This window comes from Streptomyces pyxinicus, assembly GCF_024753135.1.
Lineage (GTDB): Bacteria > Actinomycetota > Actinomycetes > Streptomycetales > Streptomycetaceae > Streptomyces > Streptomyces pyxinicus.
In genome coordinates this window covers 25009-47475 of the sequence record NZ_JANUGP010000015.1, presented here as the reverse complement: position 1 = coordinate 47475, position 22467 = coordinate 25009, and the positions used below count along the sequence as shown (strand labels likewise).

The 22467-nt window shown below is 71.3% G+C and carries 17 protein-coding genes and 2 pseudogenes; 11 read left to right on the top strand and 8 right to left on the bottom strand.

Annotated elements, in window-relative coordinates:
* Window positions 1-26: 26 nt before the first annotated feature.
* The 3 genes from NX794_RS20235 to NX794_RS20225 form a co-directional block, all read right to left on the bottom strand.
* Entirely contained in the window at window positions 27-962 is a 936-nt protein-coding gene (locus tag NX794_RS20235; protein ID WP_258780005.1) for an RICIN domain-containing protein, read from the bottom strand.
* Window positions 963-1155: 193 nt separating this feature from the next.
* Window positions 1156-3204: an ATP-binding protein gene (locus tag NX794_RS20230; RefSeq protein ID WP_258780004.1), complete on the bottom strand. Its 2049-nt coding sequence runs from the start codon at window positions 3202-3204 to the stop codon at window positions 1156-1158.
* A gap of 828 nt (window positions 3205-4032) precedes the next feature.
* Window positions 4033-4599, bottom strand: coding sequence for a TetR/AcrR family transcriptional regulator (locus NX794_RS20225; RefSeq protein ID WP_258780003.1), 567 nt, complete (start codon window positions 4597-4599; stop codon window positions 4033-4035).
* Window positions 4600-4651: 52 nt separating this feature from the next.
* Here NX794_RS20225 and NX794_RS20220 point away from each other — a divergent pair, with 52 nt between their 5' ends.
* The gene (locus NX794_RS20220; RefSeq protein WP_258780002.1) at window positions 4652-5149 is read left to right on the top strand and encodes a nuclear transport factor 2 family protein; all 498 of its coding nucleotides are present in this window, start codon (window positions 4652-4654) and stop codon (window positions 5147-5149) included.
* A gap of 154 nt (window positions 5150-5303) precedes the next feature.
* Here NX794_RS20220 and NX794_RS20215 read toward each other — a convergent pair whose 3' ends face one another.
* Complete coding sequence (locus NX794_RS20215) at window positions 5304-5522, bottom strand: hypothetical protein (protein WP_258780001.1); 219 nt, start codon at window positions 5520-5522, stop codon at window positions 5304-5306.
* A 454-nt stretch (window positions 5523-5976) separates the two neighbouring features.
* Between NX794_RS20215 and NX794_RS20210 the strand changes: the two genes are divergently transcribed.
* Genes NX794_RS20210 through NX794_RS20195 form a run of 4 tightly spaced genes read left to right on the top strand, consistent with a single transcriptional unit; the run spans window position 5977 to window position 9222 of the window.
* Window positions 5977-7068, top strand: a complete 1092-nt coding sequence (locus NX794_RS20210) for an acyl-CoA dehydrogenase (RefSeq protein ID WP_428985934.1) — start codon at window positions 5977-5979, stop codon at window positions 7066-7068.
* Window positions 7065-7838, top strand: a complete 774-nt coding sequence (locus tag NX794_RS20205; RefSeq protein ID WP_258779999.1) for a PIG-L deacetylase family protein — start codon at window positions 7065-7067, stop codon at window positions 7836-7838. Before NX794_RS20210 ends, NX794_RS20205 begins: the two co-directional genes overlap by 4 nt.
* A complete protein-coding gene (locus NX794_RS20200; protein WP_258779998.1) occupies window positions 7835-8461 on the top strand; it encodes a class I SAM-dependent methyltransferase in 627 nt (208 codons plus the stop codon). Before NX794_RS20205 ends, NX794_RS20200 begins: the two co-directional genes overlap by 4 nt.
* Window positions 8458-9222: a glycosyltransferase family 2 protein gene (locus tag NX794_RS20195; protein WP_258779997.1), complete on the top strand. Its 765-nt coding sequence runs from the start codon at window positions 8458-8460 to the stop codon at window positions 9220-9222. The genes NX794_RS20200 and NX794_RS20195 overlap by 4 nt, the downstream gene beginning before the upstream one ends.
* Window positions 9223-9417: 195 nt before the next feature.
* On the opposite strand, the pseudogene NX794_RS20190 reads toward NX794_RS20195, so the two are convergent.
* Window positions 9418-10185 (bottom strand): annotated as a pseudogene (locus NX794_RS20190) (transposase).
* Window positions 10186-10284: 99 nt separating this feature from the next.
* Here NX794_RS20190 and NX794_RS20185 point away from each other — a divergent pair.
* From NX794_RS20185 to NX794_RS20175, 3 genes are all read left to right on the top strand, one after another.
* Entirely contained in the window at window positions 10285-10563 is a 279-nt protein-coding gene (locus tag NX794_RS20185) for a hypothetical protein (RefSeq protein ID WP_258779996.1), read from the top strand.
* Between the two features lie 533 nt (window positions 10564-11096).
* The gene (locus NX794_RS20180; RefSeq protein WP_258779995.1) at window positions 11097-13130 is read left to right on the top strand and encodes an eCIS core domain-containing protein; all 2034 of its coding nucleotides are present in this window, start codon (window positions 11097-11099) and stop codon (window positions 13128-13130) included.
* A 639-nt stretch (window positions 13131-13769) separates the two neighbouring features.
* Window positions 13770-16097, top strand: coding sequence for an ATP-binding protein (locus NX794_RS20175; protein WP_258779994.1), 2328 nt, complete (start codon window positions 13770-13772; stop codon window positions 16095-16097).
* Here NX794_RS20175 and NX794_RS20170 read toward each other — a convergent pair.
* On the bottom strand, window positions 16067-16525 hold the full coding sequence (locus tag NX794_RS20170; protein WP_258779993.1) for a response regulator: 459 nt from the start codon (window positions 16523-16525) through the stop codon (window positions 16067-16069). The genes NX794_RS20175 and NX794_RS20170 overlap by 31 nt on opposite strands.
* Window positions 16522-18309, bottom strand: a complete 1788-nt coding sequence (locus tag NX794_RS20165; RefSeq protein ID WP_258779992.1) for a PP2C family protein-serine/threonine phosphatase — start codon at window positions 18307-18309, stop codon at window positions 16522-16524. Before NX794_RS20165 ends, NX794_RS20170 begins: the two co-directional genes overlap by 4 nt.
* 277 nt (window positions 18310-18586) lie before the next feature.
* Between NX794_RS20165 and NX794_RS20160 the strand changes: the two are divergent.
* A pseudogene (locus tag NX794_RS20160) lies at window positions 18587-19078 on the top strand (SRPBCC family protein).
* Between the two features lie 35 nt (window positions 19079-19113).
* Complete coding sequence (locus NX794_RS20155) at window positions 19114-19572, top strand: ATP-binding protein (RefSeq protein ID WP_258779991.1); 459 nt, start codon at window positions 19114-19116, stop codon at window positions 19570-19572.
* 214 nt (window positions 19573-19786) lie between these two features.
* Here the strand turns inward: NX794_RS20155 and NX794_RS20150 are convergent, their stop codons facing one another.
* Window positions 19787-20356, bottom strand: a complete 570-nt coding sequence (locus NX794_RS20150; protein WP_258779990.1) for a hypothetical protein — start codon at window positions 20354-20356, stop codon at window positions 19787-19789.
* 1932 nt (window positions 20357-22288) lie between these two features.
* Here NX794_RS20150 and NX794_RS20145 point away from each other — a divergent pair.
* Window positions 22289-22423, top strand: coding sequence for a hypothetical protein (locus NX794_RS20145; protein ID WP_258779989.1), 135 nt, complete (start codon window positions 22289-22291; stop codon window positions 22421-22423).
* The last annotated feature ends 44 nt before the right edge of the window (window positions 22424-22467 follow it).

Here is a 22467-nt window from a genome sequence, read left to right as displayed (position 1 = left end):
CTCCGTTCAGCCCGGCACGGCCCCGCTCAGCTCAGCACGGTCCAGCGGCTGTCGGCGTCCGTACCGCACTTGTCGAGCTGGAGCTGCGCGGCGCGCTCCGTGGAGTCGTCCTTGACCTCCAGGCACAGGTTGTCGCTCGCCCGGTTGCGAACGCGCACCGTGCCGCCGCCCGCCGGGTCGAGCCACCACTGCTGGTTGTCGGGGGTCGCGGTGTTGCAGGTCCCCTCGACGGCGCCCCAGCCGGCCGGCAGCCCCGCGTATCCGGGCAGGTCCAGACACAGGCCGTCCTTGATGTTGACGAAGGAGACGAGGTCGGAGCCGCCCGGCCCCTTGCCCGCGCCCCGCACGACCAGGCTCCACACCTGGTTGTCGTTGGACGTCCCGTCGCAGTAGTACTGCATGATGCTGTCGTCGGGCCGGCCTCCGTCGTAGCCGGTGACATCGGCGCACATGCCGCTCTTCGCGTTCTTGAGCAGCACGCGGGAATGCCCCGCCGACAGGAGCTTGTCGACTGTCCCCCTGGCCGGCTTCTTCGGCTTCGACTTCGCCTTCGCCCTGGGCGAGTGGGAGGACTCCGTCTCCACCAAAGGCACGTCGTGAACCGCTGCCCCGCCCCCGCCCCCGGCCCCGGCCGCCGGCCGCTTGGCCGGCGCCGTCTTCTTCTCCTTCTTGTGCTCCTCGCTCGCTGAAGGCGACGCCGGGGGTGCGGAGGGAACGATCCGCCGTTGCTGGGCGGCCTTCTCGGCGGCCAGATGCTCCTTCGCGTCCTGGTCGGACTGGTAGCTGCGCCAGGCGCCGAAGCCTAAGGTGGCCCCGGCGGCGAGGGCCAGCACGGCCGCCGCTCCCGCGACCTTCGTGCCCACCCGGGAGCGGCCCCCCGGCTGCTGTGCCGTCTTCGTCAGCGCGTCGACGAACCGCGCCCTCTGCCGTCGCTTCGCGTCGTCCTGTTCTGTGTCACTCAACGCTCATCCCCAAGTCAACGATGATCCAGTTGCCAACAGCCGGTCGCCCGCGCGCCCGACTTCACCGCCTCGCTCCCGCCCGGTCCGGCGGGGGAGGGGCTGCTCACTGCGCACGGCGGTGCCGTACGGCGGAGTCCTTCACCGGCGGCACACCGGGGCGGCGGGCCCCGACGCCCGTACGGAACCGTCCCGTTCACCGGGCCTCGACACCGTACAGCTCCCGCTCGCGCAGGAGTTCCGCCGCCTTCGCCAGCGCCTGCGTCAGACGGCGCCGGTAGGTGCTGAAGGAGAGCCGCGCGTGGCTGGCCGCCGCCCGCTGGCTGCGCGGCCCGCTCAGATACGTGATCTCCAGGACCTCGCCGAGCTGCCGCTGCCCCGCGTACCCCGACAGCCGCTCCACGGTCTGCACGAGCACGTCGCGCAGCGCGGCCGCGTCTCCTCCCGGAGGCACCAGGCGCGTCCCGAGCAGCGGACTGTCGGCGAGCAGCCGCAGGTCCCGCGCGTCGCGATAGGCGTGCTTGACGGCCTCGGCGAAAGCGGGCCAGGGCAGTTCGGCCTCCGGAGGGCCGCTCGCCGAGGCGGTCGGCGCCGTGGGGTCGTCGGTGAGCAACTGCTCGCACAGCGCCCTCGCCCAGGCGACGAAGCCCGTGCCGCGCCAGTCCTGCACGTACGGGAGCACCACCTCGCCCTCCCGGCCCGCCACGGGGGCCTCGCGCCACTGCCCGTACAGGCCGAGGAGCGTGGGCAGCCCGGACTGCCCCGCGTGGGTGCACGTCCAGCTCACCGCGAGGCGCGGTACCGTCGCCCATAACGTCGTCAGCGCGAAGGCCGCCGCCGCCGGGGAGCCCGTGCTCCACCGCGCGAGGAGCATCCGCTCGCCGCGTCGCAGTGGCGCCCGCTTCCGGGTACGGGCCAGCGCCGCCTCCGCGACCGGGTCGTCGGGCAGCTCCGTCACCCCCGCCTCCAGCCAGGGGGCGACGAGGACGGCGGCGAGGGCGCCGCCCTCCTCCGCGAGCGAGAACGCGGACGGCTGCCGCTCCCACCAGGCACGTGCCGTGGCGGCTGCCGCCGGACCGTACTCGGTGCCGAGCACGTCGAGGAGCGCGTCCCTGTCCTCCGGGCGGGCCGAGCGCACGTGCAGCCGGTCCGTTCCCTCCCACTCCACCGCCTCCCGCACCGCCCGGCTGACGCTGCCCAGGTGGGCCAGGCCCGCCCCGAGTGCCCAGCGTCCCCCGGTGCGCCGCGTCAGCCGCTCCGTCACATGGGCGTGCAGCACCCGGTGCAGGCGCTCGTACTTCTCCAGCCCGCGCCAGCGCAGGTCGGCGAGGAGCGCCCGGCGCACGAGCGGGTGCGGCACCAGGCCCTCGGTGGTGCTCTCGACGAAGGAGAGACCGCGCAGCCAGTTCCCGAGCGCGTGCGCCTCCGCGACCGGCACGCCCAGCGTGTGCCGGATCAACTCCTCGGTCGTGACGCGGGCCAGGGCGAGTACCGCGAGCGCGTCGCTCCGAGTGGGGGAGAGGTTCTCGCGCAGCAGCAGGCGCAGCAGTTCACCCACCAGCTCGGGCGACTCCTCCAGGGTGCCGGCCGGTCCGACCCCCTCGGCCTCGGCCTGCTGGCGGGCCTCGGCGAAGAGCGCGAGAGCCAGGGGAAGCCCGTACGCTGCCCGTATCAGGGACGGAACGGTCGCTTCGGGCACACCTCGGTCACGCAGCAGCCTTCCCGCCTCGGCGTCGCTCATCGGGCCCAGCACAGCCGTGTGCAGCACGTCCCACCACTGCGGATCGGTGCGCCACTCCGCCGAGGGCGGCCGTCTGGCGCCGACCAGGACCGGGCGCCGGACGGGCAGTCCCGGCAGGTAGACGTCCCGCAGCCACGATTCCAGGGGGCCGAGCAGTTCCCCCGAGTCGATGACGAGCAGTTCCGGGTCCTTTGGCCCGCCGGGCGCCTCCAGCGCGCCGAGGAAACCTTCCGGCGTGGGTGCCGTGCTGCGCATGTCCACGACGCGGACCGCCTTGCCCGCCTCCCGCGCCTCGGCGACGAATCGGCGCAGCAGTGTGCTCTTGCCGACACCGGCCATCCCTTGCAGCCACAGCACCTGGCAGCTCGGCGGCGTGCCGAGCAGCGAGTCCCGCAGCAGGTGCAGTTCGGCCGCCCGGCCGGCGAAGAGCCGTTGCCGCCGGGCCGAGGCCACCCCCGCGCGGTGATCGGCGCGCGCCGCGTCAGGGGAGGGGGCTATGTGCATGGTCTACCTGTCAGATGTTCAGTGGCGCCGTCGGGTCGGCGCCGGACGGGTGGGAAGGGGAAAAGGGGACGCTCGAAAGGGCTCGCGGGGGGACCGGTCGTGCCGCACTGCTCCGCGAAGTGTCCGTGCCCGGGCGCTACGGAAGGCACAGCCACCGACCTCACCGGCTTCGCGGCACCGGCTCGGCCGGAGCCCTTCCCACCACCCCCACGGTGCGTGCGGCACCACCAGTCGCCACTCCCGGTCCGCTGCACCCGGCGGCGAACGGCTCGCCGCCCACGAGGGAAGACGCCATAAGCGACCGGACCGTTGCCCCGGCGACTGCCCTGTGTGCGAGGACCACATGCGTCACACATGAGAAGGACCGTACCTTCCACCTTTTGCTTACTCCCACCCGGGAAGCTGACGAAACGTCACCTCGGCGGAGTCGCGGTGCCCGCTTTCTGCCCGCATCGGAACGGGGAGGGCCGGCCGCACGCGTGCGCGACGATCGGGGGCGGGGCGAGGACCCGCCTGCGGTCCTCGGCCACGTGCGGGACCTCTCCGGGGCGGCGGTTCCCGCAGCAGGGCGGCGGCGTCCGCGTGCGGCGCGATTCCGTCGAGCCGCTCGGTCAGACCGTGCGGCGCGTCGCCGTGGACGTGGATGACATGACATGGGTCCGTCGGACGCGGGTGTCGTGCTGCTGAGGCGCCCCGTTGAGTCGGTGCATGACAGTCGGTAACGGTTCTGGGTCAGGGCCCTGCCCGCCGCCGGTCCGTGACGGGGTCGGGGGGTGCGTGATCCCCAGGTGTCGCGGGCGATGAGGTTGTTGACGGTGCGATCGGAAATCACGTCGTCCCGAGCAGCGTCGCGACGGCTGCGCGCGCGTGACGGGCTGGGGCCGAGTCGCCACTGATGCCGGCCGTCACGATGGCTCCTTCGGCGAGCAGGTAGACGGGTTCAACCACCGGTAGCCCGGTGGTGTGAACCCACGCCGCGATCTGGTCGTGAAACGCCTGTTTGTGCGAACGGACTTCGGCCAGTACCGCCTCGGACGAGGGGCCGAGTTCGCCGTAGGCATTGATCCAGGCGCAACCGCGGAAACCGGGTTCTCCGAACCACTCGGCAAGCCAGTCGAAGACCGTGAGCACGCGCTCGCGGGGATCCGGAACCCGCTCCACGTGGGCGGCCAGGTTCCCCCTCCACCGGTGGTCGCGACGCCTGAGCACCGCCACCACGAGGTCTTCCTTCGCCGCGAAGAACCGGTATATCCGCTTCAGCGGCAGGCCCGATGCCGCACGGACCTCGTCCATACCCACCGCCTGGATGCCCCGCTCGTAGAAGAGCCTCTCCGCTGCGTCGAGCAGTGCCTCGCGGTCCAGGCGGTTCTGCTCGTCGGTGATCGGTGCCGGCATTCCAAGGTCCTCCTTGACGTTGAGAACGACCGTTCCCTACCTTAGTGCACTCATGGAGAACAATCGTTCTCAACGCGAGGAGGTCGCAGTGCCGAAAGATCACCCGCCCTACCCGCCGTTCACGCGGGAATCCGCCCTTCAGAAGGTCCAGGCCGCTGAGGACGCATGGAACACCTGCGATCCCCACCGGGTGGCCCTGGCCTACACGCCGGACTCCACGTGGCGGAACCGGGACACGTTCGTCAGCGGCCGCGAGGAGATCGTCGCTTTCCTGACACAGAAGTGGGAGCGCGAACGGGACTACGCGCTGCGCAAAAGCCTCTGGAGCTTCCACGAGCACCGGATCGCCGTCCGGTTCCAGTACGAGTGGCACGACGCGGAGGGCCAGTGGTGGCGCAGCTATGGCAACGAACTGTGGGAGTTCGACGAGCACGGCCTCATGCGACGCCGGGAAGCGAGCATCAACGACCTCGCCATCACTGAAACCGGTCGGCGTATCCGCGGCCCCCGGCCCAGGGGTGAGTACGGAGCCGACATCCCGCTCCGGTAGCCCTCACCACGCCACCCGTTATGGGGAACGCGTTCGTCACCGCCAGGCCCTGGTCATCCCCGCCTGCCCACGATGCCGGCTCCCGTGATACTGCGGACGCGATCCAGGAGTCCGTGTCGAGTCGACGTAGGTGGCATTCTGCGGCGTCGTGCTGTCAGCCGTCGGTGAGGCGCTGGATGGTGATGCCGAGCCAGTCTTCGAGCGCGGCGGGGTCTCCGAGATCCTGACGCAGGACGCGTCGGCGGGTGGAGACACCCAGGACGAACGCGTCGATCGCGGCAGCTCGGCTGTGGGCCTCGGTGTCATCCAAGCCGCTTTCGCTCAGGTAACGGCGCAGCGGCTCCAGCGAGTACGTGTCCAGGAAGGCAGCCAACGATTCCGCGGCTTCCGGGCGTTCACCGGACGATGGGGTGTTGCAACGACTCCTGGAACCCAAGGATGCCGGGCCCCTCGCATGGGCCACGTTTCTGGCGAGTGGTCGGGAGGGAACGGGCTTATCGGACGCACCTCCGGGTAGGTGAGTCATGCACCGGCCCCGCGGACCCAGCAGTGGAACCCTGCTCCTCCTAGTCCGCGGGGTCGTCCGCGGGGTCGCTGCATGCCGTTGGGGCGTACCGTCTCACGTCCTCTGAGGGGGCGCTCCCACAGCGTCGCGCTGATGGATGTTCTGGTGTAGGGGCCGGAGCCGGGGGCACTCAGGTGCGCGGGTCATTGGTCGATGACGACCACGGGAGGGTTCCGGCTGACGGGCCGGTTCGCCGCGTGGGAGACGGGCGGACAGCGCGGCGCCCGGCGGGCGTCGTCTCGGATAGCGAGGAGTACCACCTGTGCAGGAAGGCAGACTTGTGGCGGCCGGCGTCGCATCGTCCCCAGCCGCTGAGGATGCCGCGCCCGGCTCGGAAGCGCGCAGGGTTGCCGCCCGTTTCGTGGAGTACGTCGACACGAAGGCGGTCGAAACCGGTGACTGCCCGCTCCCTGGCAGTGGCCGCACCCGTGCTCGGCTCGACGCGCTGCGCGCGGTTGCCCGTGACGACCTGGCCGTGGCCAGGCTGGTGGAGGGCCACCTTGATGCCGTGGCGATCCTCGCCGAGCTGGGACAGGCGCCCGTCGGAGTGGGGGAGTACTGGGCTGTGTGGGCCGCTGAGCCGCCGGGTTCGGGGCTGACCGCTTCTCGTACGAGCGACGGCTGGGTGCTCGACGGCCTCAAGCAGTACTGCTCGGGTGCGCACAGCTGCACGCACGCCCTGGTCACCGCGTGCGCCGACGACGGACGGCGCCTGTTCGCGGTCCGCAATGGGCCGGCCCACGGCCGGGGTGACGCTTCGACTACCCCTGCTGCGGGCGACGGACCCGGCTGCCGTCCGGTACCGGGGACCTGGCCGGCGGTCGGTATGGCCGGCAGCGACAGCCCGGACGTCCGCTTCACCCTGGTGTCCGCCGTCCCGGTCGGCGAGGCGGAGGCGTATCTGCGCCGGCCGGGCTTCCATCACGGCGGTGTGGGCGTGGCCGCCTGCTGGCTCGGCGGGGCGGAAGCGGTGGCGCGCGCCCTGTTCGAGCGGGCCGGAAGCCGGGCCGACCCGTTCACCGACGCGCACGCGGGCGCCGTCGACCTGCGGTTGCACGCGGCGCGGACGGTGCTCGGCCAGGCGGCTGAGGAGATCGACGCCGACCCCCTGGACAGGGCCGGTACGGCGGCCTTGCGGGCCCTGCGGGTGCGTGCGCTGGTCGCCGACACGTGCGCCGAGGTCCTGGACCGGGTGGGACGTGCGACGGGAGCGGGGCCCCTGTGCCACGACGGGCGGCACGCCCGGGCCGTCGCGGACCTGGCCGTTTACGTACGCCAGCACCACGCCGAACGGGACTTGGCAGCGCTTGGGGAACGGGTGACCCGCGGCGACCGGGACGGAGCGGGCCGATGAGCACTGAACGGTGCGCCGAGCCAAGCCCGTACGCCGACCCGATCCAGGGCCCGGGCACCGAGGAGGCGCGCTGGCGGGCGTGGGACGGCTGGCTCCGCATGCCCGCGTACACCCTGCCCGAGGCGGGCCGGGTCGTCGTGGCGGCGGCCCACCCCGACGACGAGGTGCTGGGAGCGGGTGGCGCTCTCGCGATCCTGGCCGCGTCGGGAGTCGCGGTGACCGTGGTGTCGGTGACGGACGGGGAGGGCTCCCACCCGGGCAGCGCCCGGTTCACGCCGGAGCGGCTCGCCGAGGTGCGGGCCTGCGAGTTGCGCGACGCCCTGGGCGAACTGGGCCTGCCGGACGCCGATGTCGTCCGGCTGCGGCTTCCCGACACGCGAGTGGCCGACCACGAGGAGCGACTCGTCGGCGAGCTGACACAGCTGCTGGACGGGGCCGCGTTGTGCCTGGCCCCGTGGACCGGTGACGTGCACGGTGACCATGAGGCGGTGGGACGCGCGGCGCTGGCCGCCGCGCGCGCGGCTCACGTGCCGTGCCGGCTGTACCCGGTGTGGCTGTGGCACTGGGCCGAACCCGGCGATCCCCGTGTGCCCTGGGCGACAGCCTCCCGGATCGTGTTGCCGGCCGCGGTGCAGGCACGCAAACACGCCGCGGTCGCCCGCTTCACCAGCCAGATCCGCCCCCTCGGCCCCGGTCCGCGGGACGCCGCGGTTCTGCCCCCCGAGGAGCAGGCCCACCACTTGCGCGGCTGGGAAGTGGTGTTCGGATGAGCCGCCCGCGCACCCCCGACGCGTACTTCGACGACATGTACCGCGGTGCGGAGGACCCGTGGCACCTGGCGGAACGCTGGTACGAGCGCCGCAAGTACGACCTGACCGTCGCCGCCCTGCCCCAGCCCCGCTACCGGCGGGCTTTCGAGCCGGGCTGCTCGGTCGGCGAGCTCACCCGCCGACTGGCCGTCCGCTGCGACGCCGTGTTCGCCTGTGACCGGGTCGGCTCGGCGGTGGCTACGGCCCGCCACCGCACCCGAGACCTTCCCCACGTGGAGGTCCGGCGGATGGTGCTGCCCGAGGAGTGGCCGACCGGATCCTTCGACCTGATCGTCCTGTCCGAACTGCTCTACTACCTCGACGACGCCACGTTCGACCGGTTCGTGCGGCGCACTGTGGCGTCGCTCGAACCGGGCGGCACCCTCGTCACGGTGCACTGGGACCATCCGGTACCCGAGCACCTGACCACCGGCAGCGGCATCGCGGACCTCCTCGCCGCACGGTTGGAACTCGACTTGCTGGCCGACCACCGCGAGGAGGACTTCGTCCTCCAGGTGCACCGTAGACGCGGGCCGGACGGCCGCCGCGCGATCTCGGTCGCGGCGGAAGAGGGCCTGGTGTGACCCCGTACGTCACCGTCGTCATCCCGGCCCACGACGAAGAGGCACTCCTGCCGCACGCGCTCACCGCGCTCGCGGTGGCGGCCCGCCACCCTGGCCTCGCCGGTGTCCGGGTGGAGACTGTCGTGGTGGCGGACACCTGTCGCGACCGGACGGCGGCGCTGGCCCGTGATGCCGGTGCCCACGTCGTCATCACTGACTGCCGTAACCCTGGAACGGCCCGGCACACAGGCGTCCGCCATGCGCTCGCCCGAGGGCCGCAGAGCCCGGCCGACACCTGGATCGCCACCACGGACGCCGACAGCACCGTTCCGCCCAACTGGCTGGCCCATCAACTGGACCAGGCCCGCCAGGGCTGGCAGGCCGTCGTCGGCACGGTGTTCCTGCCACCGTCCTCACCCCTGGCCGCACCGCACCGCGCCCTCTACGAGGCGACACGACCAGCCGACGGCGCGCCCTGGCACCACCCCCACGTGCACGGCGCCAACCTCGGTGTCGCCGCTGACGCTTATCTGGATGTCGGCGGCTTCCCCCCGCTGGCCGCCGGCGAGGACCGCGCGTTGGTGAGGGCACTTGAACACCGAGGACACCGTGTCCTGCGCACCGCGCACGCGCCGGTACTCACCTCACCCCGACTGCAAGCCCGTGCCAGCGGAGGCTTCGGGGACTACCTGTCCGCGATGCCGCATCCCGCGGGAGGTGTTGACGGGTTTGGTGGGCTTTCATCGTGTGGTGCTGGGCGTGGGCCTCGCGGTAGGCCTTGAGCTCCCGTGCGAGTTCTTCGATGGCGCGGGCGCGGATGTGCCTCTTGTACTCGCTTCCCGGCTTTCCCTCTTGCGCTGAGAGGGACAACTGGCAGTTCAGAGCCCGAATCACCACTCCGCTGGAGGCTGAGGGCTGTCCCGTAAATGATCTTCGGCGCGACTCAAACACGGTTGGCCGCCGTGAGGCCCGCTGACCTACCCGGCGAGGGAAAGGTCGTACGTCCGGGCGATGCCGAGGATGGCGCGGTGGACACCATCGCCCTTCAAGCGGCGGTCGCGGAGGATCTTCCAGGTCTTCATACGTGCGAAGACGTGCTCGACGCGGGCGCGGACCAGCTAGTGGGACTTATTGTGGTCCTCTTTCCAGGCCGGGAGTTCGCTCTGGCCGCGCTGCCGGCGGTGCGGGATGACGAGTCCGGTGCCCGGGTAGCCGCCGTCGGCGATCGTCACGGTGTTGCCCACGGCAGCCTTGGCGCCGGATTCCTCCCACGCCTTGCAGTCGTTGCGGTTCCGGCGAGCGGCCGGCCGACCAGGACGACCAGGCGGGTGTCGGCGTCGATGACGACCAGGTGGCTGGTGGAGTACCGGTAGTTCTTCGACCGCTCGGCAATCATTTGGTCCCGGGTGGGGACCAGCGTGCCGTCTACGATGAGCGCGGTGTCCTTGGCGAACCGCTTGCGGGGCTGGAGCGCGAGCATCGGCACGAGGTGGTCGATGATGCGGTCCGCTGCCGACTTGGACACCCCGAACAGCGGGGCGAGTTGCCGCATGGTCGGGTTCGTGCGCCAGTAGGCCGCGACCAGAAGGGCCCGGTCCTCCAGAGGAAGCTCCACGGTCGGCCCTTGCGGATGGCGTCCGCACCTTGGCGCCTCGGAACGGTCACCAGCTTGCCGAACCGCCTCGGCCTCAGCCCGCTGAACAGGGGCATCAGGCCGGCTTCGAGGCCGTGATCACACCAGCCACGGCGAGATCGTCTCATCTTGATCATGGTGCAGGGCCGCCAGCCTCTGTCGGGACACATCTCGGTCGCCCGGACGGATTCGACATGAGAGCCTCACGCCCGTGGCTACTGAAACCGAGGTGGGAGAGCGGTTGCGCCAGCGCGGCTGGAGGACGGCGTTCACGGTCGCTGAAAGGGTGAACGCGTGGGCGGCCCTGGTGAGCTCCATCGAGCGCGGCTACGGCGACGACGTCTGCGAATACACCAATGGCCTCTACTGCCGAAACTGGCTTCACGAGGCGTGGCTCCTGCTGGACGAACACGTCGTTCAGCTCTGGACCTCGTGGATCAAAGCCTTGGACGCGCGGTACAAGGCCGCGACCCTGGCCGACCATGATTGACCTCAGCGCCAACCGCTCTTCCAATGTTGCTACCGACGCCACATCCGGGTGACCGTGCCGGACAGCGGCATCGTCACGGTTGACTTCGTGCGGGGGGCGGCTCACCAGCCGCAGGTCAACGTGCTGGCGTTGGTACCGACGGGTCCTGACCCTGATGCGGCTGCCGAAGAGACGGATGAGCCGAGGGGGCAGATGAACTGCCCTGTGGGGCAGAGTTCCGACAGGACGGGTGTCCGCATGGTGCAACGCCACTGATGAGGCGCGTGTCGCGGGGGCGGGCGTTCTCCGGTCCGTCGGCCGGCGCTTTCGATGCGATGCCAGTGGTTCTACCGTCGATGTCATCGTTTCGGTAAGGGGCATCGATGAGGGCGCACGACAGGCAGCGTTCGGAAGCCGCGGACGGCCGGGAAAGGACCGTCCGCACGGCCGCGCCCGGCGGGTTGCTGGGGTTGCAGGCGAGCGTCGGCAATCAGGCGGTGCTGAGGATGATGCGCCGCGAGCGGGAAGGAGACGGGCCCCGCCGGGGAGAGGCCGTGCAGCGTGCTGATGCCGCGGCCGGCTCGCACACTCCCGACCGCTCCGACGTGGAAGCCGGTCTGCGCGCGCCGGGCCGCCCTCTGGACCAGGCGACGCGGGTCCGCAAGGAGGAGCAGTTCCAGGCCGACCTGTCCGGTGTCCGGCTGCACACCGGCCCGTCTGCGGAGCAGGCAGCAGCCGCCGTGCAGGCCCGGGCGTTCACGGTGGACCAGGACATCGTGATCGGTGAAGGGGGCGGCGATTCCCAGACGTTGGACCACGAGTTGACGCACGCGGTCCGCAACCGGCAGAGGGCCTCGGTCGGGCATCCGACGGGCGGCGGGTTCAACATGACGCGCCCGGACGACAGCGAGGAAAGGGAAGCGGAGTCGAACGCCTCGCGGATGCGCTCCGGCGGCACCAGCACGGTTCTGGGGGAGGGAGCGGTCCACCGGGATGCCGCCGAGGGCCACGGCCACCCGGGGGCTCGGTCCGCGGAGACGGCGGTCCAGCGCACGGGACCGACCGACACCGCCGAGGAGTCCGCCGCAGAGGCGGCCGGACCGGCGGAGGGAGCGGCTCCGAAGGGCAAGGAGATCATCGCCCGCCTCAGCCAGTCGATCGAACAGGACACCGTCCAGACGACGTCCAAGCGGAACGTCTTCGCACCCGGAACATGGTGGCCCGAGCAGTGGATGGTCCAGGGCCCCATGCGGCTGCGGAAGACCCTGGACCGACGGGTGATGCGGGGTGAGGCGTTCGGCGACCAGGACCTGGACGACATCAGGCAGCTCTCCTCGGTCAACCAGCAGTGGCTCAAAGACGTGGGGATCGGCACGTACGACGAGGCCGAGAAGTACACCGAGGGGCCGTTCAAGGACTGGTTGAAACTGGCTGCCGGCAAGCGTGTCCTCACCGCGACCCTGGCCGTCCGCAAGAACCACCCGATCCTGCGGGAGCCGGGAGTCCTCACGCCGACGGACCCGGCCTACACGCTCGGCCGGTTCATGCTCACCCAGGCGCCCGGCACCACGCCGGAAGAACGGCAGGGCCTGGAGCGGGAGCGAGACCAGCAGATCCGGGACACCGCCGTCGACACCCTGTATCCGGAGGGTGTGGCTGACGCGCGCCGGCATGAGGGTGCCGTACCGGCCGAGGGCGCCGCGTTGGGCAAGGGCAAGAAGAAGGCCCCCGACTACGCGAAGAAGGACGCCCAGAGCCGTGAGATGCTCACCAAAATCCTTCTCGTGCTGCGTCACGGGCTTGAGCTCTACAACCCGGCGAAGGGCGCGCACGAAGCCAACTACGAGCAGGACGTCATCCGGGCACTGGCCCACGGAGGTCGCGTCAACGTCCGTATTCCCGCCCTGAGCTCGAAGGACGAGGCAGCCTACCGACTGCCGCACTTCCTGGGCGTGACCAAGGACGACACCAAGGGGGAGCCCGCAGACGGTGTGACGGAACGGGACTTCGCCACCCACCGGACCTCCATCGGCGCCAACAAGGGTGAGACGTCGGGCAAGTTCAAGGAGAAGGGCGGCGTCATGGCGTCCCTCACGAACAAGCTCTCCGTCGGCGCCGCCAGCCCCAAGCTATGGGGTCAGGACATCTCCGGTGGCGGATTCGGCTCCAAGGACTGGAACGGCGACATGGTCCTCCCCAATGGCTCGTACGGCCATGTGCTGCTGGTCTACCACCGCCCGACCACGGAGAAGGACGGCTCTCTCCAGATCGGCATCGAGACCATCGCACCGCACGCGGACAGCCCCGTCGGCTACGAGCACGACTTCCGCTCCACCGAAGCCACCTCGAACCCCGAGTCGGTTCTGCACGGCCACAAGGGAGACAAGATCGGCTCCGGCGGCCTCGGCAAGAACGAACGCCTCGTCGACCTGCGGGCGATGGGCGCTTCCCACCCCAGTGGCGACTGGCGAACCTACCTGGACGAAATCCAGCGCGACTGGGAGAGCGCACTCGCCAGGACCGACGAGGTCTCACCGCAACGCCGAGCGCTGTACGAGGAGTTGGTCGGACCCCGCGCCCGGACGTGACACCGGCGGGCCGCGGCGGCACCGGGGCCGGTGCGGGCCCCTCCGGGGCGGGCGATGTTCGCCGGGCCGGCCACCACCCGGTGTCAGTTCGGCGTCCGGGGCCCAGGACGACTGGCGCGGAAAGCTCGCAGCACACCGTCTTGCCTGCCGTCCGGTCCCAGGTCCGCCCCCACCTCTCCGCCGGGGTGGTTACGCGTGTCAGGTCCCGATGATCCGATGATCCGAAAGAAGCGGCCCAGCAGGGCGAGGCAGGCAGCCGTGAAGGCCAGGGAGGCGAGGAGGAACGGGTCGCTCGGCCGCGCGGTAAGCGGCACGCGGTGGCCAGTTCCCCGGCGCACCCGATCGAGCCGCGCCCAGCGATCGCTCCCGCGCTGCCCAGAGCTGCCGCGCCATGGCCGAGCGCGAGACCAACGCGGCGCCCAGGGCGCCGGCAGATCCGCCCGATCGCGGCGGCGCCGGGTAGAACGCGGTCGGCAGTCCCGCCGGGCCCGTTGAGTCGAGCGGGCTCCTGGCGAGCAGCGTGCCCAGGTGTCGCGGCCCGCCGGGCACCGGCGCGGGGCCGTTGGCGCGTATCCGCGCCGGCCCCGCAGCCGAGTGCCCCCGTTTTCGATGACCAGCCCGGTGGGGGATGATCCCCTCATGACGGACGAGTGGTTGTCGGAGCGGGCGCGATCGGCAGAGGCTTCCGCCGGCGCGGGCTTCGACCTCTCGCAGTGTGTGCGGGAACGGATCCATGAGCTCGGCGGCGTCCAGTCGCACGGGACGCTGCTGGCGGTCGACCCGGCGAGCGGCCTCGTCGACACCGCGGCCGACAACGCCCTGACACTGCTCGGCGCGGCGGCCGAGGACCTGATCGGCCGGCACGTCACCACCGTACTGGCGGAGTCCGACTGGGCCGAGGCCCTGGACGCCTCCGCCGAGGGCGACTCCATCGCCGTCACCTTCCCCGTCACGGCCGGCTTCGCCGGTCACCGGACCGGCTTCGACCTGTCCGCCCACCGCCGCGATGGTCTGGTGCTGCTGGAATTCGAGCCACGTGACGAAAACGACGCGTTCCGGTTCGCCGGCTTCTACCAGGAGGTCCGCCGTGCGCTGCGCCGGCTGCGGTCCTCCGGCACAGTGCTCGACTGCTGTCGTGCCGCAGTCGGGGAGGTACGTCGGCTCACCGGGTACGACCGGGTCGTCGCCTACCGCTTCGACGGTGTCGACGGCCCCGGCGAGGTGGTCGCCGAGGACGTCGGGCAGGGCTGGGAACCCTGGCTGGGCCTGTGGTTCCCGGCCACCGACATCCCTCCGCAGGCGCGGCGCCTGTACGAGGAGAACTGGATCCGCGTCATCTGCGACGTCGACGACCCCACGGCCCGGCTCCGCCCTGCGCGCCGCCCCGCCACCGGCGCCCCGCTCGACCTGTCCGGCGCGGCGCTGCGGACCGTCTCCGGATTCCACCTGGAGTACCTGCGCAACATCGGAGTCCGATCCTCGATGTCGGTCTCTCTGCTGCGGGAGGGCCGGCTCTGGGGCCTCATCGCCTGTCACGGTGCCGCACCGCGCACCCTGGCGCCGGAGGTACGGTCGGCGTGCGAGCTGTTCGGTACGGCGTTCTCCATGCAACTGGCCGCGATCGAGGAGCGGCACCGCGCGGATGCCCTGGAACGTTCGGGCCAGGAGGTGGCCGCTGTCGCCGGGCTGCTGGACGAGGACGTCGACGCGTCGCTGCTCCGGCATGAGGCGCTGGTCCGCGAGCTGGTGGGCGCCGACGGTGTCCTGCTGGTACGCGGGGGCCGTCTGTCGTCCGCCGGCCTGACCGTGGCCGAGGAGGTCGTCCTGGCTCTGAGCCGGTACGCGACCCGTGCGAGCTCCGGTGGCGTGTGGTCCACCGACCGGCTGCCGGAACTGCTGGCCTCGGACGGTGCCACCACGCCGGCGGAGGGCTGCCCCGCCGGTGTCCTGCTGTTGCCCGTCGGACGCAGCGGCGACTACCTGGCCTGGGTACGGCAGGAACGCCAGACACCGCGCGAGTGGGCCGCGGACCCGTCCCGACCCGTGCTCGTCGGCCCGGCGGGCGAGCGCCTGACACCGCGCGGCTCGGGCGCCGTCTACCGCTCCATAATCCGTGGCCGCAGCCTGCCCTGGACCGCCCGGGACCAGGCGGCCGCCCTGGAGATGGGGCGCCTCCTCACCGAACTGGTGCTCCGCCACGCCGACGAGGTGGACCAGCTCAACGACGAACTGCGGATGACCAACCTGGACCTCGACTCCTTCGCTCACGTCGCCGCGCACGACCTCAAGGAGCCGCTGCGGGGTATCGCCAACGCGGCCACGTTCACCCTGGAGGACGCGAGGGACGGCCTGGACAGCCTGAGCGTGCGCAGGCTGGAGACCATGAAGCGGCTCGCCGCCCGCATGGACGACCTGCTGAACTCGCTGCTGCACTACGCGCGGATGGGCCGCACCGGACTGAGGCTGGACGACATCTCTCTCGACGACGTTCTCGACCAGGCCCTGGAGGTCGCCGGGCCACGTCTCGCGGAGGAAGGGGTGCGGGTGTCGCGCCCGCGCGTCCTGCCACGCGTACGCGCCGACCACGACCGGATCTTCGAGATCCTGCTCAATCTCCTGGTCAACGCCGCCAAGTACGCGGGTGACCGGCCCGACCGCATGGTGGAGGTGACCGTGGAGGACGTGGTGCCACCGGGAGCCGACCGGGTCGCGCAGGTCGTCGTGGTACGCGACAACGGCATCGGCATTCCCCCCGACAGGCAGGAGGAGGTCTTCGCCCTTTTCCGCCGGCTGCACGGACCGCAGGAGCATGGTGGCGGCACCGGCGTGGGCCTCGCCGTGGTGAAGCGCATCGTCGAGCGCCACGGTGGCCGGCTGTGGCTGGTCAGCGAGCCCGGCGAGGGCACGGCGTTCTACTTCAGCCTCGGCGAGGACGCTCAGGCGGAGCCCGGCGGTGCGGAAGGCTGACCCTTGGCCTCCAGCCAGTAGTCGACGGCGCCCTTGAGCACCGTACGGAACAACTCGAAGTTGAGCGGCTTGTAGACGTAGCTGTCGGCCCCGGCCGCGTAACAGGCGTCGACCTCCGGCGGCGCCGTCGAGGAGGTGAACACCACCACGGCGATGTCGGCCAGCTCCGGCCGGGCGCGGATCTCCCGGAGCACTGTGTGGCCGCCGACTCCAGGCATGTTGAGGTCCAGCAGCAGGATGCCGGGCACCTGCTCCTCGCCCAGCAGGCGGTCGACGAGGCCCTCGCCGCGGTCGAGAAACTCCAGGCGCAACTGCGGATGGCTGCGCGAGAGCGCGCGCTCGATCGCCTCCGCGTCCTCCTTCGAGTCCTCCAGTACCAGGATGCGGCCGATGTCCAGCTGCTTACCCGGTGCGTGCGCCTGGTTCACGGTCGGTCCTTCAGGTAGGCGATCAGTACGGCGGCGTCATCGTCACCCATGTCGCGGAAGTCGGAAGCGGCGGCGACCAGCCGGGCCGCCGAAGCTTCGGCGACCCCTCCGATCCGTCCCACGGCTTCCGGCAGACGGTCCTCGAAACAGGTTCCGTCCGCTGCCCGGGCCTCGGAGAGGCCGTCGGTGAACAGCACCAGGGCGTCCCCGTCCGCGAGCCGCACACGGTGCGGTGCGTACTCGGCGCCGGGCACGACGCCCAGCAGCAGGCCGCGGGCCGGCAGCTCCTCCACCGACCCGTCGGCGTGGCGGACCAGCGGCCACGGGTGCCCCCCGCCGGCGATCTCGGCGTCCCAGCCGGCGCCGGCGGCGGGAGTGAGGGTGACGACCAGGGCCGTGACGAAACGGGAGGCACCCTCGTCGAGAAGTGCCTGGTTCAGCCGGGCCAGGGTCCGGCCCGGAGCCATGCCGTCCGTCAGCAGGGTGCGCAGGGTGTGGCGGGCCAGCGCGGTGTATGCCGCCGCTTCGGCCCCGCGCCCGCACACATCGCCGATGAACAGCGAGATCCGGTCGCCGGTGATCACCGCGTCGTAGAAGTCGCCACCGACGTCGAGACTTGGGTCACCGACCTGGTAAGCGGCGCTCAGCTCTACTCCTGGGGCCTCGGGCAGGACGCGGGGGAGCAGCTGACGTTGCAGCGTCTCCACATGCTGGCGGCGCTGGTCGTAGAGGGTGGCCGTGTCGATGGCGAGAGCGGCCCGGCCGGCCAGGTCGGCCAGCGTCGGCAGATCCGCGAGGCTGGTGTCGTCGCGGTGGTAGAGGAAGGTCAGTGTGCCGAGGACACGGCCCCGGGCCCGCAGCGGGCTGACACTCAGCGCGCGGATGGTCTTGCCGTCCCCGGTGGCGTCGGGCCCGAAAGGGCTGCCCGACAGGTCCGCGTCCTTCAACACCTGACCCCGGGGCTGGCGGGCGATGCGGCGGAGCTGGGCGGCCAGCCAGGCGTCGTGCAGAGCCACGTCACCGAGCCAGGTCTGCGCGTGTGCCGCGACATGGGCGGTGGCGACGGGTTCGAGTTCCCCGTCCGGCCGGAAGAGGTGCACCGCACAGCCCTCGGCCACTGCGGGCACCGCCAGACGCGCCACCCGGCGCAGCGTCTCCTCGACTTCCAGGCTTTCGTCCATCTGGAGCGAGGCCTCGGCGAGGAAGGCGTCGCGTGCCTGGCGCCGCTCGTGGATCTCGTCCTCCACGATGCGCCGGTTGCTGGCCATGAGCACGTCGGCGATCTGAACCAGCTGCTCGCCGAGCCCGCGCCGCTCCTCCTCGGACGGCACGTCCCCCAGCCCCACCCACAGGCCCGCGGCGTCGTCGGCGCCGAGCGGGAAGACGCACTCCATCGCGGCGACCGTGCCGGTCTCCCGCAGCGAGGGCGCCACCAATGCCGCCACCGGGTCCGGTCCGTCGAGTGCGCACAGGCGGACGCGAGGCGAGTCCCCGTCCACGGGAGCGGCCGGCGGCGTGGAGCCACCGGGCCAGTCGACCGCCGTCGGATACCAGGTGACCTGCTCGTCGGCGTCCGGAGTCCACCGTCGCAGGTAGCGCGTCCGACGGCCCTCCCACCGCGCTCCTACGACGGCGACGGCGCCTGTGACCTCGGAAAGGCCGGAGTAGACGAGCGTGGCGAGCGTGGTGACGTCACGCGCCCGCACGGCCGCGAGCCACAGTTCGTGCAGACGCTGACACCATCCCGGTGATGTCTCGGGTCCCTCAAAGGGGTGTTCGGTCACGCGGTCCTCTCCATCCGCGCATCCTACGAGCGGACGCCACTCGGCAGCACCCTGACGGGACGGATCAGATAGAACGTACATCCCCGCGTCACCCGATCCTGTCACCCTCACCCTCACCCGAAGTCACCGGACACCACCGTGCGGATCGCCTTCCCCACCCGTGCCCCTCGACGATCCGACGGCCCTTGCGGGGGTCTAGCGGGAAGGAGTTCGCCGTACACCGGCGCCGAGGGCGTGAAGTCCACCGGTGCCCCGCCACGGATGTGAGGTCGCGCCCATGTCTCAGGTCGAGGAATCCATCAAGGTCGGCGTCCCCGGCAGCACCGCGTACAACCAGTGGACCCAGTTCGAGGACTTCCCGCAGTTCATGGACGGCGTCGAACGGATCGAGCAGCGCACCGGCACCCTCACGCACTGGAAGACCAGGATCGCCGGGGTGGAGCGGGAGCTCGCCGTCGAGATCACCGAGTAGATCCCCGGCGAGCGGGTGGCCTGGACCAGCATCGAAGGCGAAGCACGGCAGGCCGGCGCCGTCACCTTCCACTACATCGACGACCACACCACCAAGATCATGCTCCAGCCGGACTACGACCCGCAGAGCCTGGCCGAGTCCGTCGGCGACAAGCTCGGCTTCGTCAAGCGCCAGGCCACCGGTGACCTGAAGCGGTTCAAGGAGTTCATCGAATCCGGGGGCGGAACCGAGACGGGCGCGGGGCGGGGCGGCCAGGGCGCGGATCCACCCCGTTCGCCCCCGTACCGGCGGATGTGAGCCGTGCCCTTGCCCGAGCCGATCACGGGCAGACGATGGGCGACACGGAGCCGGTCGAATCGGGAGCAGTGGTGACAGAGGACGCTTCGCTGAGAGCGGTGGGCTGGGCGCGGTCGCTACCGCTGAGCACGTCGGTGAAGGCTGCCCGAGACTGGACGCGTGAGCACCTGCGGACGCTGGGCTGGCCCCGGACCGCACCGGAGACGGCGGACGCGGTACTGCTCACCGTCTCCGAACTCGTCACCAACGCCCACGTACACGCGCACAGTGCCGCGCAGTTGATCCTGACCTGGGACAGGGACTGTCTGCACGTCACCGTGCACGACACCAGTGACCAGGTACCCGAGCGACGCGGGTGCGACAGCGAGGCGACCGGCGGGCGCGGCATGCTCCTGGTCGACGCGCTCGCCGACGCTTGGCAGACGCGGCACTGCCCCCGCGGCAAGGACGTCACCGCCTGTTTCCATCCACCGTCGTCCGCTCCCGCAGCGTGATCACCGACAGGGTTCTGCCATGGTGTCGGCTCTGAGAGCCGGGCCGGGGGGCGCGGACCGATGAGGCCGCTGTCCGTCGTAGAGTGCCTCATCGCGGCTGCCGGTCCGTCCGCAACCCGAGGGGTCTTCTACGCGTGGGGTACCCCGGAAAGGAGTATGGCCCCCGCCGTCCAGGACCGCGTCGAGGGACCCGGCGCCGCCCCTGTGGTTTCCGTCAGTGCAGGAGAGGTGTGGTGGAGCGGGCGTGCCCCCACATGCCATGCAGCTGTTCCAGGGGCCGCTGCTGTTCGCCGTGCAGCGCGTTGAGGGCCACGAGGCATCCGGTGAGGGCGGGAACCGCCCACTGCACCCAGGTGAGGTGTTTCCGCGCCCGGTCGGTGTCGACAGGATTCCGAACCGCCCGTTCGACGTCCTCGGGGTCGGGGGAGGAGGCGAGTTCGATCCTCTTGCCGAGAACGCGGGCGCAGGCGGTGGCGGCGAGCGCCGCGGCGGTGACGACTGTCTTCGCCGTGGTGGAGGCGGCCACCCCCTGCTGGTTGGCGACCCGGTGGGCGTTGACCGCGAGCAGGCCGCCGCCCCCGTACAGATGGGCTCCGATCGCGGCGGCACTGACCGGCATCCACTTCTCCCAGCCGGCCGAGGCGATACGAGCCCTGTCCGTGCTCGTGGCGCCCTCCTGCCGTGCCGCGGCATTGAGGCCGACCGCGCCCATCAGGGAGCCGCCGAACCACGCTGCCAGTCCCAGATCGTGCAGGCTGCGGATGACGGTGTTGCGTCCGGACATGGCCGTGCTCCTTCGGAGGCGGAGAGCGAGCTGACAGGGAAGGGAAAGCTCCCTCCACCCTCGCTCCACCGTGGGACGGCCGCTATCGCGGTGACCCAGATGAGCACAGCCCGGTGATGTGCGGTATCCCACCGAAGAGAGCCGATAGACCGGCGGGTGGCCCGCCGGCGCGCCGGTCGGTCCCGAACGGACACGACCTGGGGCCTGAGGTGGTTGACGGCGGTGAGGTAGGTCATCGGGGCCGGGGGACCTGACCCTCTCCACAGCCGGGTCGGTGCCCGGCCGCCAGGCTGCCGTGGACGACGGACGGGCGAGTCCGATGGCGGGTACGCGCAGGGAGAAAGAAGAGAGGATGGAATCGGCGAGAGACTCCGCGGGGATGGAGACAACCGACCGGCCTCCGACTGCGCGGCACGTGGACTCACCACACCCTTGGTGCACTGGGCCGAGCACTACACCTGCGGCACATCGGTGTGATGACTTACCGCCCACCGACGAGAAGACGGCCTGTAATACCCGCAGCAGAGCTGCGTCAACCAGAAGCCTTCGCCGGAGGCGGCCGTCAGACACCTGTTGGCCCCGGTCGGCGCTGAAAGGACTCGGCTGCTTCGAACGGCCGTCCTCAGCGCCGACGGGCGACGCAAGCGGGTGCGGTGCAGCCTCAGCCGCGGCGGAGCATCATGACGACGAGGACGACGAGGACGATGACGACGACGGTGCCCAGACCTATGTACACGGCTCCTGCTTTCTCTTGAGTGAGTGACACCACCGGTGTCTCGGAATCCCCATTGCCCCCATCGGACTGGTACACGCCACCATCTGGGTAACGGATAGTTCCCTACTCGCACGGCTACCGCGGAGCCGCCGGTGCATCGGGTGTGCCATCGGTGCGCAGCTGTCAGCGGGACTCGGTGCCACCGCGGCCGTCGAAGGCGCTGGAGGCGGTGCCCCTCTGCGTCACCGGCGGGCGCCCGGACCAGCGTCGCCCGGGCCCCGGCTGCGTCAGGCGGCACAACTCCGCCGCGACTGTCGGCGCGAGCGCTTCGTGCTCACGGCCGCTTGCCGCTGCCGCAGGTTCAGGCAGGTGGGTTCGCGCTCCGGCGAGCCGCCCGTGACCCAGACGGCCGCTGAGGATGCCGACCGAGTCGGAGGCACTACCCGACTTGCCCGGGGCACCGACATGGCGTCGTCGTCCGGTCGCGCATGCGCCCAGGTGCCGAAACCCCTCGGACTGGAGTTCCGCTCGGAGCCGCCGGGGCGGGGACGGTGTGCCGGCACGATCGCTCGACTCCCCACCACTGTTGGCCACATCGGTAGATGCGGTGAGATGTCGGCGCAGACGGAAGGGAAGGGAGAGGACCGTCCTCCGCCTCGCGCAGCGGCAATGCACGCCCGCACCACCGGGGCGGTCACCGCGCGACCACGCTGACGGGGCGGCCCCTGCGCGCACTGTGCAGCGCGGAAGACCCACGGTCCGCCAAGTCGCAGCCCGGGACAACGGTGCCGGCTCCGGCGGCGTCCAACGGGGCTTCCAGGCAAGCACCTGGGGGTAGACGTGCGCGAACAGGGGCTTCAAGCAGGTGGACCACGGGAGGCGGCGATATGTCGTCTCACGGGTTCGGCGTCGGGGCTGCGCGGGGTGGGGTAGTCGGCGTCCGAGCCCGGCCAGGGGCGCGTCATGCTCGTCGCCGAGCAGTCGGTGACCCGTGCCGGGCTCCGCACGATCCTCACCTCGATGCGCGAACTGCGCCTGGTGAGCGGCTACGGCGGCCTGAAGCAGGCTGTAGGGCGATCCGCGCCGGGCAGCCGGAGGCCATCCTCGCCGACGCCACGGCCATCGCCCGGCACCTGGTATCGGCGACCGGCATTCCCCCGACGAAGGCCATCCTGCTGCACCCGGCCGAGACCGGCGTGGAGGTGTCGCGGATCCTCATGGGCGGGCTGCACGGCTGTGTCGACTCGGCGATGGACGAGGAGCGGATCGTACGGGCGGTGACGACCGTCGCCCCGGGCGGTGCGGTGGTGCTGCCCGCCCCTGGGCGCGACGGGCGGAGCGGATGCTGGTGATCGACGGCCCCAGCCCCGACGAGGTCGGCTTGACCGAGCGGGAG